Raw genomic sequence first — 18,491 nt, forward strand, 5'->3', positions numbered from 1 at the left:
CCTCATCCCTTCATTCCTTAAAAAGTGTATCCAATCGTTGCCATGAAATTCCGGGGTGCTCCAGGGCTGGCCCGGTAATAGTCATAACCTCCTACGAAATAAGCTTTGTCAAACAGGTTGTTGAAGTTGACGGTAAGCTTGAATTTGTTGACGTTATAAAACACTGCTGCATCGGCTAGGGCATAAGCGGGCCAAAAGTCCCAAACGTTTTCTCCCCGGTCATTTTGCACCTGGTTTTGCATGCGTCTTTTACCCACATACGTTCCGCCCAAGGCAAGGCCAAGGCCATTCAGGCCAGGAGCGCTAAAGGTGTATTTGGCCCAAAAGCCCGCAACATGTTCGGGCGCATTGGCATTCATTTGGCCTTCTTCCCCGGGATCGGACGTTTTCATGACTTCACTCCGGTTAAAGGCATAGTTTGCATGTAAATTCAGATTGGGGTGAAGGTTGCCCGTAAGCTCCAATTCAGCTCCCCGGGAACGAACCTTTCCGTTTTGCCGGTAAATGGGATTGCCCTGATCGCTGAGTTGACCGGTATTTACCAGCATATTTTGTTTTTCGATATGGTACAATGAAATGGAGGCAAACAAGGCCTGATTGAAAAACTCGCCCTTCAGCCCGGTTTCTACCTGGTAGCTACTTTCATTTTCAAAAGGCGTTGAATGGCCGTATCTTTCCGGGTATTTAATATATTCCGGCTTGATGGGGAGGAAACCGCTGCTGTAACTGGCGAAGTAATTCAGTCGGTTCGTGATTTTATAGGTAATTCCTAATCTCGGCAAGAAAATACCCTGTTTGATAGGTTCCTCTCCATCTCCGTAGTTGCGTTGATCGCGGTAGAATTCGTAGCGGAATCCGGCCAATATCTGCAAGCGTCCGGTCAGGTCCACTTGGTTCTGGAGGTAGATTCCTGTCGTACTGTAAGAGGCATTGACATAATCGATAAACCATTGTGGCAAGGGTCTGCGGAGGTATTTGGTCGGGTCCTGGATTTCATACAAAGGGTTTTTCAAATCAAAGGTCAACCCTACCGTATCTTTCCCGGCTACTTTCTGGCGGCCTTCCCACATCACACTGCTTTTGTCAGGCGTAAACTTCACATAATCCGTCCCCACAAGTACTTTGTGCTTGAAGGAGCCCGTTTGGCCATTGATGACAAAATAGGCAGAAAAATTATCAGTATACTCTTCCACTTGTCTTTCGTAGTAGCGCATGTTCATCACCGTGTTCTGAGGCGCATCGGCAAAAGTATTCAGCGTGCGGTGCTCACTCAGATTTTCCGAATAACTGAACTTCATGTACGAAGCATTGAACGAAAGCCAGGACGTAAAACGGTGATTGAGCGAAGTATTGAGGTAAAAATCGCGTACGATAAAATAATCACTGGGTTGGTTTAAGGCAAACGACAGGGGCAAAGCATACAAGTCATTGCCTTGAATGGGCAAACCTCTATCCAGGTATCCGTTGAAATTGCTGTACACCAGTTCCGCGTTGATGGTGGTTTTGTCCGTGGGAAGAAAGGTAATGGAAGGCGCCACGATCAAAGACTTATTTTCAATGATGTCGCGGAAAGTCTCCGAATCTTCATAGCCGAGGTTCAGTCGGTACAGCAGCGTTTTGTTCTCATTGAGCGGCCCGGTAAAGTCCAAGGCGGCCCGGGTGGTATTGAAACTTCCTACGGAAAAACTCACGGCTTTCCGGTTTTCTGCCAAAGGCTTTTTTGTCACCAGGTTAACCGTTCCTCCCGGATTAATATCTCCGAAAAGTGCGGCCCCCGGGCCTTTTAGTACTTCCACCCGTTCCAGATTGGCCGTAAGTGGCACTCTGAAAAAACCGTTGCCATAGCTGAAACCTGAGCGCATCCCATTGACCAACCGGAAGCCGCTTTCAAAGCCGTTGCGAAATCCCCGCACGGTCAGGTCGTCCCATTGAGAATACTGATTGACCCCACTGATGTTTTTCACCACATCGTTCAGTCGGTAAGCTTGTTGATCGTCCATCAGCTCTTTGGTAATGGAAGAAATCGTTTGCGGAACATCGATCAGGCGGGAAGCGGTTTTGGTCCCGATAAAAGAATAATCACTTTTATAGGAAGTTTCCTTCCGGCCCAGTACTTCCACATCCTGTAAATAGGAGGAAGCGGCCTGTAACGTAATTTGAAGTACGGCATGTGCGTTCTCACGGCTCAAAACGATTTCACGAACCTGCTCTTTGTACGACAAGTCTTTCGCCAGTAAACGGTAGGTTCCCAGGGGTAAATTTGTAAAGGCAAAATTCCCCTTAGCATCGGAGAGCAAAGTCATATTTGTTTCCTGAAGGGTTAAGACCACCTCGTTCAAGGGTTCGCCTTCCTCGTTAGTCAGTTGCCCGGTAATGCTTCCCGGATGTTGGGCAAAGGCTATTCCTTTGCCTAAAATGGATAGGGTAATGAGTAGGAATAAATGTTTCATCGGATTTCTTTTATGCAATATTGTTGCAAATAAAGAGATGAAAAATCATTAATGCAATAAGGTTGCATTATATAAATTTTAGCCTTCCATACTTAGCCTTGTTTTCGGTGAAGGGAATTGTTTGCCAATGGCTAATCATCAACAGGTTACAAGGAGGGGGCAGGCACCACATGGATTTTCAAAAAGAAGATAAAAATAGTTGAGAGAAGGTGGGCAGCGTTAATTCTATAAAGAAATGATATTATGTTTCTGAAAAGCAGTTTGTGGTTTCGAGATGTATCTTGATTTTATTTATCCACTCTTTATCCTCTTTTTCAACAATTACCGTGGAGAAGCGGTGTCGTTGTCCTTCGATCGCAACACCTTTAGAATCATCTATATGAAGGTCAATGTTAAATGCCGGAGGGTATTTGGAACAGGATATTCTCCTACGGTTTAGAGCATGTTTAAAATTCGTTTTTGGTGATAAAAATTCTCAGTTTAGGGTTCTCAGAAAAGTATTTTTGAGAAGAATAATAGCATTATTTGACGAAAAAATGCTGCACTGAGGTTCGTGAAATGAGAGTTCTTAACCCAAAGGATGAAATTTAAACATGCTCTCGGTTCTTTTCTGTTTTGGTATTCATTAATGATAAAATCCGTTTTTATCCCGTAGGTGAGCAGTTGAAATTTAATTTTGAACTTGGACCGGAAAGAGGTGGTATAAATACCCGTTGTATAACCTTGTTGCTGCAAGTCCCTGAAGAGGGCAATGCTGCCTTTACGGATAAATTCAACTCCTAAAAACTTTTGCCAAAAACTCCGATGTTCTGTTTGAAAGTCTTCTTCTTGAGCGGGAATTAAAGTATCATCAAGATCAAAGGATACGACCATGGAGTTAAAGTATTTTGCGTGAATAACAAAAGAAGAGCTTGCCTAAAAAGTCGATATAGTATAGCCACAAAGGTTTACACATGGCTTTTTAGACAGTTCCTTTTCAATTAGAGATGTTGTTTTAGTTGTGACTGCTCAGGTCAAAATATTTTTCAATCTTTTCTTGTTTATTCGTTTTTTGAAGATCGATCTCAAGGTTGTCAAAGCTAATAATATCTACGACTTCATTGGCACCGTCATCGTATTTAATCTGTACCTTGTCATTTACTTGAGTAACGGGAAGCTCATTGGAAACCAGCGAACTTCCGATGAAAATTTTATTTTCATAATTTTTTAGTATCAGATAGTAATGTGTATTTCCGTTTCGGATATCACTGGCGATTTTGGATACGGTGGTTGTAATATCAAATGTTTGTACTGCACTACTGGGAACGATAGCATTTCCACGGCTATTCAGTGCATTTTTAAATTCCCGGAGGGCTTCTTTCATGTTATTTCCTACCCCTACGATGGTATAATCTTCTACGGAAACCATTGCGAGCATTTTGATAAGGCCAGCCTGGTCTTTTAAAGACATGACATAGGTGGGAATGCCATTGATATTATATGTAATTGGGAAAGAGGATACATATCTTTTTTCCTGTACCTTACCCATCGCAGAATTTTGGGCGGCTTGTTCTGTGGCCCCTACTTGTTTGTACCATACGGTTTCTTTGGTACGGGTGTCCACGAGGGCGAAACCCACTGTTCCCTGATCTTTTCCTACGGAAGTAAGCCCTGTATACCAGTAGGATTTATTATCGGAGCCATATACCAGGGAGATCCCTTGGGTGGTGGTTAATTTATCTTGATTGGAAAAGTTCCAGTAGCCTCTGACAAATTCCCCCCAGTCGTTTAATTGATTGAGTACAAAATTTTCCGGTTGAATCCGGTCTATCCAAAGTGGAGCTTTGTTTATGGAGTATTCCTTTATCTCTCCGGTTTCGGTAGCTACCGTAATGACTCCGGTCGCATCAGCTCCTTCAAATCCGATCTTTTTATCCAATAAGGTTACCACCCAATACGGTTTTCCCTGATCGTCCAACTCAAACGTAAAATCAGTAAAACCTTTTGTCATATAGCCATTAAAGTAAATATGCCTGGCCAGGTTTTCAGCCATAAAGGCGGCTGGTTGGTATTTAATCAACACTGGATGATCGTTGATATTTTGAACAAGTTTGACATCCCGTTCATTGGTTGCGGAAACCATTACATAGCCGTTGGTTCCCTGCCGGTTATTAAACCATTTAAAAAAGCCGGAGTGTAGTAAGGGAGCGACCCAATAGAGTTTTCCATTGACTTTTTGGATGTTAAAATCTCCTAAGTTCACTTGACTACCCAAGGAAGGTTTGGTACCTAACACCTTATCCCCTAGTTTATAAGCCATGGCTTTGTCTACAATTCTGATTTCTTCGGTGGAAATAGGTGCTACATGAGTGGCAAAATCATCTCCATTGTTGACTTCTCCAATCAAATTCCGGTATTCGGCACTTTTAAATAAGGCCCATGAAGTGAAGAGGGGAACTAATGTTAAATAACCGAAAGATAGGCAAAGGGCAATGAGTAGGGTAGCGCGAAACCGGCTTTGCTTTTGAAACTTAACGTCCAGAAAGTAAATGCTACCTATGATCAGGGTGATAAGTAAAGGTAAACCATAAAAGCCATGGTTGATAGTAGGTAATCCTACATAAAAGCCTGTCCCGCCTAATCCAAACACTAAGAGAATATAAGTAATGAGTTTTTTCATAGAAGTTAATGATCTAAGAGAGAGTATGCGATTGATAAAAATAAAATTTTATTAATTAGTAATTTGTCTATTGAATATTTTACGAAAAAAGAAGGGGGGAAGATATTGTTTTGTGTTTGGCCCGGTAGGAGGAAATACGCTACTTAAAATTAGTGTAAAGGAAATGAAAGAGTTTTGTCAGTGTTTTTGGTGATTGAAAAGTAAATTGATAGCTTGTTAGAAGAATAGTTGGTAATATAGATAGAATATTAACTATTTATCGAAAAATAAGGTAAAAACAGAATAATAATTTATAGCCCTGTGCTTTTTTATTAAAATTACAATACTATTTTTTTCATGCAATTAGTATACTTAAAAGTGAAGTGGTTTACGCATATAGTTTTTGACCGAAGATGGAATCAAAACCGGCTCATCAAGGCACTTTTTGAAAAGAATAGCCAAAGCTATTGTTGCAAAAAGTAAGACAGAGGAGGTATTTTTGAAACATTTTTCAGGAAAAAGAAAAAGGTTAATTCACTTCAGTATTAAAAACATTGAGTACGATATTGATTTCCTCTTGTAAATTACAATTCATAAATTGACACTAATGATTCGTTGCATTTCCCTGATTGCTGTGATGTGCTTTGTTGGGCATATCCCCTTTATTGCTTTTTCTCAGAAAGTTGATGAGGAGTTCTTGGCTAAAGCCAAAGCTTTTAAAGAAGAGTTTCCCGATGAGGATATCGTCTTGCTTAGCTCCCGCTCACAGTATGATTTTAGGTTTTCCAAAAAGCAGAACTCATTGGAAGTGGCGCTAAAGGAAGCCAATCAATACCTGACGTTAAATAGCAATGTAGAATATACGATCCGGAATTATTACAATGATAATTCTTATATAGAATCTTATTCTCTTAAAACAGCCAGGGGTAAATCCTTTGATCACGATAAATATTGCGGGCATTACCGCCAAGGGGATATCTTTTATTCGGATGCCCAATTGTGTGCGTACCATTTTGAAAGCTTATATCAAGGCAGGTTGATCGTGTATGAATCCGGAAAGGTATATAAAGATCCCAAGTATTTGACGTACACATTTTTTCACGAAGACATTCCCAGTCAAAAGCGTGAAATTGAGCTTAAGGTCCCGGACTGGGCGGAGGTAGAATTGGTGGAGAGGAATTTTGAAGGGTATGAGATCCGCAAAGAAGTGAAAAAGTCAGAAAAAGAAGGAACGACTTCTTATATCTATACACTGGAAAATGTGGAGGCTTTTCCCAAAGAAGACGATGTGCCGGGCTACCTGCATTTTTTACCCCATATTTTAATTTTGACTAAATCGTATACGTACGGAGGTAAAAAAGAAACGGTACTTGCCTCTACGGATGACCTGTACCGTTGGTATGCTTCGCTTACGGCTTTGAATCAAGTGGATACCGGCAAATTAAAAGCCAAGGTAGATGAATTGACCCAAGGGCTGAATTCTACGGAAGAAAAAATCAAGGCCGTATATTATTGGGTACAGGACAATATCCAGTACATAGCTTTTGAAAACGGATTGGCCGGATTTAAACCGGAGGATTCTCATAAGGTGTTTTTCAAACGGTATGGCGATTGTAAAGGAATGGCCAACCTTACCAAAGATATGTTGAAACTGGCAGGAATAGATGCCCGGCTCACTTGGATTGGCACCAGCAAAATTCCTTATTCTTATGATATCCCTTCGCTAGCCGTGGATAACCATATGATTTGTACTGTGATAGAAGGTGATAAACGCTACATTCTGGATGCTACTGAGAAATTCAATCCGGTAAGTTTACATGCGGAGCGGATTCAAGGTAAGCAAATTATGATTGAAGACGGGTCTTCTTATCTTATTGAAGAGGTACCACAGGAACCTCTTGAACGATATTTATGTAAAACCGACCTTCAATTTGAATTAGCCGATCAAAAACTTCAAGGGAAAGGGGCCTATACCATCGATGGAGAGTATAAAAAGAACTTGCTAAATGTGGCGAATTCCATTGAGAACGAGAAGCTTGAAAAATTCATGAAATCCATTGTGTCGGGCAATGGAAACCCCGATCAGTTTGAGGTTTCGGAATACTCGGAGTTAAAGCGGGAACAACCCTTGGAAATTGTGTACCGATTTACCTTGGAAAATCACGTGAATGCTTTTGATAAAGAACTGTACCTGGACCTGGATTTTATAGAAGAATTTAAAGGTGGAAAAGTAAAAGAGGAACGAAAAGTGCCACTGGACTTTGGTAGGAAGGTTTTCAGGGAGACCGTAGCAGAACTTACGATTCCTCAAGGGTATAAAGTAAACTATGTACCGGAGCCTGTTTCCGTGGAAAATGAGTATTTCAAATTTGATTTGAAATACGAATTGCAATCAGGCAAAGTCGTCTACACAAAAGAAATTAAAATCTTTGACAAACTCCTTCCGGCTTCCCAATTCAATGCCTGGAACAATGCTGTCAAAAAGCTCAACCAATTTTATAATGATCAACTTATCCTTCAGTCTCATGAATAAGAAGTATTATCCTCGTAGTATTTTATTTCTCTTTGTTACGCTTCTGTATTCCGGATGGAGCCAGGCGTCCGGTATTGGCTATACGGAAGATGGAAAGCGGGCCGCGGAGCTTAAACAGCTGATGTGGCAAAGTGGCGACCCGGACTTTGACGTTACCGAAGTGCCCGAAAAGTGGGCCAATAAGTCGGCGGTAATTATTGCCAAGTCTAATAACTTAAGTTATCGAAAAGGAGCCATGGTTTCCCGTTTGTATTTTAATCGCGCTATCCATACCCGGATTAAATTACAAGACCAAAGTGCCCTGGAGGAATACGCCCAATTTGGTATCCCTGAGAATTATATGTATCGTAATACAGAGTATTCTTACTATGCCGGATTTAAAGTGATTAAACCCAGCGGGAAAGAAATAGAAATTCCATTGGGGAGTGCCGTGAAAGAAGAGCGGCAAGTCAATCAAAAGGGATTCAATAAACTGAAGTTAGCGATTCCGAATCTGGAGTTAGGAGATATTTTAGATTATTATATTGCTGAAGAACAAACGATTTATCTGAACCAATCCAAATACTATAGTTTTGATCCGGTCATTTTTCAACTTCACGATGACTACCCAGTGATCAAACAGAAGATTTCATTTGATGTACTCAGAAGGTGTTTTATCAATTTGAAATCACTTAATGGCGCTCCCGATTTTCAACTTTCCGAGGATGCCAAAGATGATAAAAACCATTATTCTTTGGAAGATGGCAACCGGGAAAGTACAAAAGATATTCGTTGGTTTTATCCTAACCGTGCCTTGCCCACTATTAAGTTTAAAGTAACCTATGCATCCGGTATGGCTGCAACAGCGACATCTTCGTTTATCGGTGAACCGGGGAAGTTAAAATCGGAAGTTAGCGAAGTGGAGATCAAAAACTTTTTAAGGTACATGATTAAAAATGCTTCTTATAATTACAGCAGTTTACCTTTCTTAATGAGGGACCGTTTCAAGAAAGAAGATCCGCTTACACGTGCCCAACAGGCTTATTATGTATATCGCTGTTTTGAGCATGTGGAAAATTCAGAAGTTGCATTATTGAATGAGGGAAATCCAAATCCCGCAAAAGGATCGTTCATGGGTATGATCAAAATATCCGATTACTATAAGGAACAAAAAATTCCTCATGAGATTTTGATTGCGGTTCCCCGGTTTATTTCCGGAATTGACGAGCTGATTTTAGAAAATGAATTGAGTTATTTGTTGAAGGTGAATGTGGGAGACTCTCCCTTTTATATAAGCCGGTTTACGAATCATTCCACCATCGGGGAGATTGATGAAAATTTGCAGGGAGTAGAAGCGTATTTCTTAGATGGCTTGGTTAAAGACAAAAAATGGGAATTGAAAAAGGTGGAAATTCCGGTGTCTTCACATGAGGAAAACCGTACGGAAGCCCAATATACACTTGAAATAACCGATCTCAACGAAGGAAAAATAAAGATAGCTGTGCTTAAGGCCACTATTGGTGCGAACAGGGTTTATGATCAAAATGTATTGATGGATGAATACGATTATATAGAGGAAGAACGGAAGGCCTATAAACTTGCAGACAAAATTGCCTCTATGAAGAAAAAAGAAATGAAGAAGTATCTTGAACTAAGGGAATCGTATAAGGCAAACCGGCAGGAAAAACTCTATGAACGGCTGAAAATCTACATGGAAAATAACTTTCCGCTAACCATTGAGGAAGTCAGTGATTTTAAAATAGAAAATACCGGAAGGTTCCATGATAAACCCGACTTCACTTATGCATGTAATGTGGAAACCAGCGGTGGTATCAAGAAAGTAGGCCCAAATTATTTGTTGGACATCGGAAAATTTATAGAAGGGCAAGTAGAGCTACAGCAAAAAGAACTGGATAGAAAATACGATGTGTATATGCCGTATGCACGATCATTTGCTTATACTGTGGAATTGAAAATTCCGGAGGGTTATAAAGTACAAGGTTTGGAAAAATTGAAGGTTGCCGTAGAAAACGAAACCGGAGGCTTTACCAGTAAGGCGCAAATCCAGGGTGACCGCTTGGTCATCACTACCGAAAAATATTATAGCTCCAACTTTGTAAAACAAGAAAAATGGCCTTTGATGGTGGAATTTCTAAAAGCCGCTTCTGATTTTAATAAACTGCAAATTCTATTGAAAAGGACTTAATATAATCGTTCTCAATAATCTTACCTCTTATGCGCGTCTTTGGACGCGCATTTTTTTTACCCGGATCTTGCCCGTTTTCCTTTTTCTCCTTCATCATTTCTTAACATAGCCTTGATTAACACTTTACATTGGCAATAGTAGATTTTTTTCGTTCAGGTTGTCTTAAGAGTGAAGAATCGTAAACAAGTGAAAGAATTAACAAAACGATTGTTGGAATATAGAGTGATGATTATAAAGTAATTGTGATTTTGAAAATATTGAATTTTGGCTTGAATCCATGAACCATAAACGATTTACAGAACTAGCAACAAAATATTTATCCGGTGAACTATCCACAGAGGAAATTGGCGAACTGGATATGTATTTGGCAAATGAAGAGTACAGGAGACAATTTCAGACAATTTCATCCCAATGGAATATTGCAAAGCGGAATTTTACTCAACATGAATTTGATATTCAAAAAGGAAAAGCAAAGCTGTATGCAAAGATTAGAAGGCATGATGCTTCCTTTGGGGCAAAGAAAAAGACAATACACTTGAATCCTCTTTTTTGGAAAGTTGCAGCCAGTGTATTGGTTCTCTTGACTTTGGCCTGGTGGGTATGGCAACAGCCTGCACCAACTGCTCCGGGCATTGTCTGGAAAGAGATTTCGACCCAACCCGGGCAAAAAACAATTTTAAGCTTGGGGGATGGGACACAGATTACACTAAATGCAGGTTCCGTACTTCGCTATCCGGAGAGCTTTCAAGACAGCATCCGGTGGGTGCATTTAATGGGAGAGGCATTCTTTGATGTGGCGAGCAACCCGGACAAGCCTTTTATTGTGCGAAGCGGAAGGCTGGATACAAGGGTTCTGGGTACGAAGTTCAATGTGAAATCCTACGAAGAGGAAGAAATTGCACGGGTTTCTTTGGTAGAAGGGAAGGTGGAAGTAACCACTCCGTCCAACAAAAAAGTAGTGCTAAACCCGAAACAGGAAATCTTGTATCAAAAAGATCGACAAGATATAACCGTCAAAGAATTTACACCGCTCAAAGTGGTAGGGTGGAAGGAGAATACCTTTATTATGGAAAATGAACCTTTGAAAAACTTATTGCCTCTACTGGAGCGCAACTTTGGTGTGGAAATTCAATTAACCGATACTCAATTGGCAAATTGTAAAATTACTGCGGATTTCCGAGGAGAATCCGTCTGGACGATGCTGGAAGTGTTGAAATACACCACCGGTATTGAGTATGATTTTTTAAATGATAAAACCATAGTGTTGAATGGAAACGGCTGCAATTAATTCTGGGGGGAAGGATTGTTGGCCCATCAACGAAAGCTACTGCGTCAATCCGAAATATAACAATGTACTGCCTATGAAGTAGACCTTGATTCATAAGTCTGTCCAATAAAGAGAAAGTGTCCTTTGCCAAGGACACTCTCCAATCACTTTCACAACGGTGCGATGACAAGCTGCGGGGCGGTCATCACCCGATGCTTAAGTTCTAATGTATTACATCAAAACATTACAAAGATATGAATTTTCATGTACAAAACTTATTGATTCAAATGTCCAGGAACACGCTCATTGGGATTGTGTTACAATGTGTGCTGACGGGCGTTTTATTTGCCCACAATCTGGAAGGGCAACAGTTGCGGGAAGTAAAAGTCAACATTCAGGCACATGACATCACCTTGGAAGAAGCGCTCACACTTATTGAAAAGCAAACGCAATTTAAATTTTCATATGTGCGCTCTCAAATACCCTTGAATAAAAAAGTAACGCTTACAACGAACCATCAAGATTTGGAAGTGCTCTTGCAGGACATTGCCCGGGAGGCGAATGTATCCTTCAAACGGGTGAACAATCAGATTGGCGTGAAGAAAAATCCCGTGGTACAAGCTGTGGTCGATGAGGAAGTCCAACAAGACCGCTTGATTACCGGAACGGTGATTGAGACGGGTTCCAAAGAGCCCTTGGTGGGTGCTACGGTACTGGTCAAAGGCACCTCTATCGGAACGATTACCGACCTGGATGGTAATTTTAAACTTTCCGTTCCTGCCGGGAAAGAGCAGTTGGTGGTTTCTTCGGTGGGTTACGAAATCAAGGAAATTACATTGGGTTCTCAGGATAAAATTACGGTGACTTTGTCCGTGGCAGTAAAAGCATTGGAAGAAGTGGTTGTTATTGGCTACGGTGTACAACAAAAAGCCGACCTTACCGGGGCGGTTTCCTCTGTCAAAATTGAAGAAATCGAGAATACACCGGCTACCGGAATCAACCATGCCTTACAAGGCCGTATGCCTGGGGTAACGGTGTACCGGAACAGTGGTGCTCCGGGTTCTTCGGCTTCCATCCGTATCCGGGGTATCGGAACCTTCGGAAATACGGACCCCCTTTATGTGGTGGACGGTATGCCTATTGAAAACCTGAATGATATCAACCCCAATAATATCGAAAGAATCGATGTCTTAAAAGATGCCGCTGCCTCAGCAATTTACGGTTCTCGTGCAGCGAATGGCGTGGTATTGATCAATACCAAAAGCGGGAGCAAAGAAGGAAAATTAAACGTAGCCTTTAATACCTACCACGGGATACAACAGCCTTCTAAAAAACTAGAGGTATTGAATGCCGAACAGCGCAATTTGATTCATGCCGAAGCCTATCTTAATGATGGAAAAACAGTTCCGGATTATTATTCGGATCCACAGAATGCGATCACCCGTACCGACTGGCAGGATGAAATTTTTAACAATGCGGCTTATATTGGCAACTACGATGTGCAAATCAACGGAGGGGATGAAAAAGCTCAGTATTCCTTTATGGTAGGGCATTTTAAAAACGAAGGTCTGCTAACCAACACCGATTACCAAAGAACAACTGTTCGTTTGAATACCACTTTTAATTTGAGTAAAAACCTTCAGGTCGGTGAGAATCTTTTGATTTCTACCAATAAGAACACTATGGTGAATACCGTAAGTGATTTTACCGGAGCTTTGGTTTCAGCCTTGCTGTACCAACCGGATGTACCGGTTTACGCTAATCCGGCTACGGGAGAACTTTCCGGTGCCGCTTTAGGGGCCGATATTCAAAACCCAGTGGGCTTGGTCAACCGGTATGACCGTACCAACAGACGGAACCGGGTGTTTGGAAATGCCTTTATCAAATGGGACATTACTCCGGATGTTGAGCTGAAAACCTCTTTGGGATATGACTGGGCGGATCACAAACATAAATGGTTTGTGCCTAGCGTACCGGAAGAAGGCCGTAAAACTTCTTATAATGAATTGAACCAAAGTGTGCGGGAAAGCCAACGGTGGATTTCGACAACGACCGCAAAATTTCAAAAAACATTTGGCAAACATGAAGTGGAAGCTTTAGCGGGGATGTCTATGGAAGAGTTTCAATCTACGAATGTGGATGTACGGGTTTCAGGATTTATTTCCGAAGGAGGCGATGCCCGCTATTTGAATGCTGCAACGGCTCTTAATTGGGCTACAGGTGGTAGAGAAGAGTGGGGCTTGCTGTCTTATTTTGGCCGTTTGAATTATTCTTTTGATGATAAGTATCTCTTCTCCGTAAATTTACGGACAGACGGTTCTTCCAAATTTAGCAAAGATAACCGTTGGGGTGTATTTCCTTCCGTATCCGCGGGTTGGAGGATTTCCAGCGAACCCTTCTTTGAACCGGTGCAGTTTGTCAGCAACTTGAAAATTCGTGGTAGTTACGGTCAGTTAGGAAACCAAAATATCTGGAACAACTACCCTATGTATACCCGTGTGCGCAATACCAGTGACAATGATGGATACAAAGTCGTTTTTGGAGAGGGCGGTGATGCTCAGATCGGAAGGTATGAAGACGGAATCATCAATAAGGATTTGAAATGGGAGGTGACCACCCAAACGGATTTCGGACTTGATTTAGGTTTATTTGACGACCGCATTGAAATCACGGCAGATTATTATTTGAAAAAATCTACGGGAGTTCTTCTTCAAGTTCCAATCACTTCTTTACCGGGAGTCAGCACGGCTCCTTTTGTGAACGGAGCGGATGTAGAAAACAAAGGGTTTGAGTTTTCATTGGGTTATCATAAGCGTGAAGGAGATTTCAAATACAATGTCACCGGAAATTTCTCAATAGTGAAAAATGAAGTGTTGAGTATGGGAGCAGGTAACGAGGCAATTTACTCTTCTTCATACCGGGGCAAAAGTATTAGCCGTACGGTAGTCGGAGAGCCGATTGCGCACTTTTTCGGTTACAAAACGGATGGTTTGTTCCAGTCGCAGGAAGAAGTGGACAATTATACAAACAGTGAAGGTGCCTTGTTGCAAAAAGATGCTAAGCCGGGAGATATCAAATTCAAAGACATCAATAACGATGGTATCATCAATGCCGATGACCGGACGTATATTGGAGACGGCTTCCCGGATTTTACCTATGGCCTGAATTTCAATGCCGAATACCGCAACTTTGATTTCACTGTGTTTTTCCAAGGCGTAGGCGGTTATCAGGTATTGAATACCTTAAAATATACGGGCTTGTTTGTGGATCCTCGTTACAACCAGTTTGAAGATATCCTGGACCGTTGGACTGCGAATAACCCGGGTGCTTCGGTTCCGAGAGTGACTGCGGATGATAAGAACGGCAACCAGCGAATTTCCGATTTCTTTGTAGAAGATGCGAACTATTTGCGTCTGAAAAACCTCACCGTTGGTTACACATTCAGCAACTTACTGCTTTCAAAAATCGGAGCCAAAAAAGTACGTGTGTACCTGACTGCAGAGAACTTGTTGACCTTTACGGAATATAAGGGTTATGATCCTGAAATCGGGGAGTCTTATCCGGAAAACTTTGGAATTACGGAACTGGGTGTAGACCGGGGGCAATATCCTCAGCCACGGACTTTTATCATCGGAGCTAATTTTAAATTCTAATTTGAAATAAACCTCCTACCGGGAAGAGGAGCAAACAGCTCCTCTCAGATTTTCAACATTTATTGATCTATAAAACACTATAACTATATATTCTCATGAGAAAGATCAGATTTGTATCCTTCTTACTTTCCTTATGGGTTCTGTCTTCTTGTACAGATATCCTGGACAAAGAACCTTATGGTCTGAGTAATTTCTGGCAAACACCTGCAGATGCGGAGTTGGGTATTAATGCTGCTTATGAGCCGCTTTTATTTGAAGAAGTGTACGGCCGGGGGCAGTTTTGGATGTCAGCGGCTTCGGATGATTTTATTGTCAACCGGGACAAACCCACCGAAAAGCTTTTGACTTCTTTTAGTACGAATGAAAATACCAGCTCATATGCCTACTCTTATTGGAAGCATATGTATCAGATTATCCGTAGGGCGAATGATGTCTTGGAAAACGTTCCTCAAATCGGAATGGATGCCGAATTAAAAGACCGTATTTTAGGTGAGGCCAATTTCTTGATGGGATTCGGTTATTTCCAATTGGTAAGACGTTATGGCGGTGTGCCTTTTTATGATTACCAAAAGCCGGATGAAATTAACAAACCCAGAGAAACCACAGAGGAAAGTTACAGACGGATTGAAGAGTATTTACAAACGGCTGCTGAGTTATTACCTTGGACACATTCGGCCGAGGCCGTTGGAAGAGCACACAAAGGTGCTGCTTTAGGTTTATTGGCGAAAGTATACGCTTACCAACAAAAATGGCAAGAAAGCAAGGACGCTTCTGGTCAAGTGATCAACAGTGGGAAATACACCTTGACCGAGAGGTATCAGGATATTTTTACCATTGAACATGAGAAGGCTTCTGAAAACCTCTTTGCCGTACAATGTAACCCTGTACGTCATGAAAGCACCATCACTTCCATCGTCCAATTGCCCGGTACGATTACCAATGGATCCGGTTGGAAATATTTTGCACCGACTTTCAGTCTAGCGAAAGCATTTGAGCCGGGAGATGAACGAAGAGCGGCTACTTTGGTAGATATAGACGGTGGCGTTTTCCGCTTTGACGGTGAAGACATTACGTTAAGTGAAAATTTAGTAGGGGCATGGGGTACGGCTCATATTGCCGTGAAGTATGTGCATCCCTATCAAGAAAAATACGTTGGTTGGGAATCTGGTTTGGACATACCTGTATTGCGCTATTCGGATGTGTTGTTGCTCAATGCCGAAGCGATCATAATGTTGAATGGCGGAGGACCAAATGCACCTGATTTGGGTGTTGCAGCTGCAGCAACGGCTTTTAATCAAGTACGGGTACGGGCTTTCGCCGGAGACGGCTCCAAAGCCATCACAGCTCCTAGTTTTACCGATTTGGTACACGAACGCAGATGTGAATTTGCCTTTGAAGAGCAACGCCACTACGACTTGGTTCGCTGGGGCTTGGCAGAAGAAGTCTACAATGCGGGAATTGACGATCCTCGTGGAAGCAGGCCTTTTGATGCCAGTGTGCACAGCCTCTTTCCTTTGCCACAAAGAGAAATTGATAACAGCAATGGCATGTTAAAGCAAAACCCAGGTTACTAAACCGCTGGCCTAAAGATTCATCTGTTGCATAGCAGGGTATTTAGAGTATCTAAACCGCCCTGCTTTTTCTATTCCCTCCCAGGGTTTTGTATTCTGTATCATTTAAAAAAAGATAGGAATAGCTCGCTTTGTAAACCTAAGCCCTGGAGAGGGATTTTTATTTTAGTGTGTGTGGATAGAAATACTTGTTGATTTATCTAGCACAGAGGAACCCAATTCTATCCGGATCTTTGTGGATGTTTTAACTTTAAAGGGGAAAAACAGTGTGGATGAATTTTTTGAAAAAGACCTTGAAGAAAGCATAAACTTGAATATATTTAATGATATAAATACTTGATTTTCATTTTAATAAATATAACTACTTAAAGCATTTGTTTATGAAACTGTCTTTTGTATTACTATTGTTCATTAGTTGTTTTTTTTCGGAAAATGCGATTGCCCAACACAAGCCCCTGCTACATTCGCATAACGATTATTATCATAAAATTCCCTTTCTTACGGCTTATCATCATGGCTTTTCATCCATTGAAGTCGATGTGATTTTGAAAAACGGAGAGTTGTATGTAGCCCACAGTGAGGATGAAATTGTAGAGAACCGTACAATAGAATCTTTGTACTTACAGCCCTTATTAGCCCAGGCAGAACAGGGATTTACCCACTCGTTTACCTTATTGGTTGATGTAAAAAGAGAAGCCAAGGGATCCCTGGAACAGCTTAAAGTATTACTCGAACCACATAAGGGTCATTTTTACCCTTATACTCAAAAAAATGCTCCGAAAATTGTGATAAGCGGCTCCAGGCCCCTTCCCAAAGAAATGGGCGACTGTCCGGAGTATCTCTTTTTTGATGGTAGAATTGAGGAAAAATACGATGAAAAGGCATCTGCCAAAGTTCCTTTGATCAGCCTTCCTTTTGCCAGAGTGTCCCGTTGGAATGGGAAAGGAAATATCCCTGCCGGAGATTTAAAAAAGCTTCGTATCATAATCGACAAAGTGCATGCACAAGGAAAGAAAATCCGTTTTTGGGGTACGCCCGATACCAAAACCACTTGGAAAGCTTTTGCCCGTTTGGGAATAGATTATATCAATACGGATAAAGTGGAGCAAGTGGCCGGATATTTTGATAAACTGGAGAGAAATGAATTTCAATCAGCTGTCACACATCCTATTTATACGCCTCGAAAGCGTGATTTTTCCAATAAAAAACCTCAAAATATCATTTTATTGATTGGGGACGGTATGGGGATCACCCAAATTTACTCGGGCTATACGGCGAACAAAGGACAACTTTCTTTATTTCAAATGCCTGTTACCGGATTGTCTATTACACAGAGTGCAGACAGTTATATCACGGATTCCGCTGCCGGAGCAACGGCTATGGCCACCGGGAATAAATCCAATAACCGGATGGTAGGAACCAAGCCGGATAGCACCAAGGCTGTGAGCTTGACAGAAATTGCCCGTCAAAAACAAATGAAAACCGGAGTGATTTCTATGGGAGATATTACCGATGCAACCCCTGCGGCTTTCTATGCACATCAACCGAACCGGAATATGTCAAAGGAAATTGCGCAAGAATTACTTTCTTCCTCCCTGGATTTTGCTGTTGGGAGTGGGGCTCACCACTTTTCCAGTACTTCTGTGTCTGATGAGTTGCCTCAAAATATAAAAACCGGTGAAAAATGTATTGTGGTTTATCCAAATGAAAAGATGAACCGGATATTGGACGGGAGAGAGGAGTTGTTCGGTAAGGTATTTACTTCGGCGTTGGAACATCTAACCAATAAAAAGGGGTTTTTCTTGATGGCCGAAGGAGCACAGATTGACATAGGTGGGCACTTTAACGATTTTCCTTATGTGGTAAGCGAAGTGTTGGATTTTGATAAAGTGATCGGGAAAGCCTTGGAATATGCAGATAAACATCAAAATACCTTGGTGATCGTGACGGCAGATCATGAAACCGGAGGTTTGAGCTTATTGGACGGTGATGTGCAAAAAGGCTATGTGGAAGGCAGTTTTTCTACCAATGACCATAGCGCTGTGATGGTGCCCGTGTTTGCCTATGGTCCCGGAGCAGAATTATTTCAGGGGGTATATCAGAATACTGAAATCTTTCATAAAATTTTAAGCCTGATTAAATAGGGTAGTAAACCTTCCAGGTTTTCAAAACCTGGAAGGTTTCAGTCCTGCCG

Annotated in this window: 8 protein-coding genes; 6 read left to right on the forward strand and 2 right to left on the reverse strand. The window is 41.6% G+C overall.

Annotated features, from left to right (window positions below; all coding sequences use genetic code 11):
• Nucleotides 1-17: 17 nt before the first annotated feature.
• Both AAG747_RS27100 and AAG747_RS27105 read right to left on the reverse strand, forming a co-directional pair.
• Nucleotides 18-2,450, reverse strand: coding sequence for a TonB-dependent siderophore receptor (locus tag AAG747_RS27100; RefSeq protein ID WP_346824395.1), 2,433 nt, complete (start codon nucleotides 2,448-2,450; stop codon nucleotides 18-20).
• Nucleotides 2,451-3,444: 994 nt separating this feature from the next.
• The gene (locus AAG747_RS27105) at nucleotides 3,445-5,109 is read right to left on the reverse strand and encodes a hypothetical protein (RefSeq protein ID WP_346824396.1); all 1,665 of its coding nucleotides are present in this window, start codon (nucleotides 5,107-5,109) and stop codon (nucleotides 3,445-3,447) included.
• A gap of 586 nt (nucleotides 5,110-5,695) precedes the next feature.
• On the opposite strand from AAG747_RS27105, the gene AAG747_RS27110 reads away from it, so the two are divergent.
• The 6 genes from AAG747_RS27110 (at nucleotide 5,696) to AAG747_RS27135 (ending at nucleotide 18,441) form a co-directional block, all read left to right on the forward strand.
• The gene (locus AAG747_RS27110; RefSeq protein WP_346824397.1) at nucleotides 5,696-7,621 is read left to right on the forward strand and encodes a transglutaminase-like domain-containing protein; all 1,926 of its coding nucleotides are present in this window, start codon (nucleotides 5,696-5,698) and stop codon (nucleotides 7,619-7,621) included.
• On the forward strand, nucleotides 7,614-9,806 hold the full coding sequence (locus tag AAG747_RS27115; RefSeq protein WP_346824398.1) for a DUF3858 domain-containing protein: 2,193 nt from the start codon (nucleotides 7,614-7,616) through the stop codon (nucleotides 9,804-9,806). The genes AAG747_RS27110 and AAG747_RS27115 overlap by 8 nt, the downstream gene beginning before the upstream one ends.
• A 277-nt stretch (nucleotides 9,807-10,083) precedes the next feature.
• Nucleotides 10,084-11,094 (forward strand): FecR family protein, encoded by a 1,011-nt coding sequence (locus AAG747_RS27120; protein ID WP_346824399.1) that lies wholly within the window; start codon nucleotides 10,084-10,086, stop codon nucleotides 11,092-11,094.
• A gap of 233 nt (nucleotides 11,095-11,327) precedes the next feature.
• Nucleotides 11,328-14,726, forward strand: coding sequence for a SusC/RagA family TonB-linked outer membrane protein (locus AAG747_RS27125; protein ID WP_346824400.1), 3,399 nt, complete (start codon nucleotides 11,328-11,330; stop codon nucleotides 14,724-14,726).
• 95 nt (nucleotides 14,727-14,821) lie between these two features.
• Nucleotides 14,822-16,300: a RagB/SusD family nutrient uptake outer membrane protein gene (locus tag AAG747_RS27130; protein WP_346824401.1), complete on the forward strand. Its 1,479-nt coding sequence runs from the start codon at nucleotides 14,822-14,824 to the stop codon at nucleotides 16,298-16,300.
• Between the two features lie 377 nt (nucleotides 16,301-16,677).
• Complete coding sequence (locus AAG747_RS27135) at nucleotides 16,678-18,441, forward strand: alkaline phosphatase (RefSeq protein WP_346824402.1); 1,764 nt, start codon at nucleotides 16,678-16,680, stop codon at nucleotides 18,439-18,441.
• Nucleotides 18,442-18,491 lie beyond the last annotated feature (50 nt).

This window comes from Rapidithrix thailandica (assembly GCF_039710355.1).
GTDB classification, from domain to species: domain Bacteria; phylum Bacteroidota; class Bacteroidia; order Cytophagales; family Flammeovirgaceae; genus Rapidithrix; species Rapidithrix thailandica.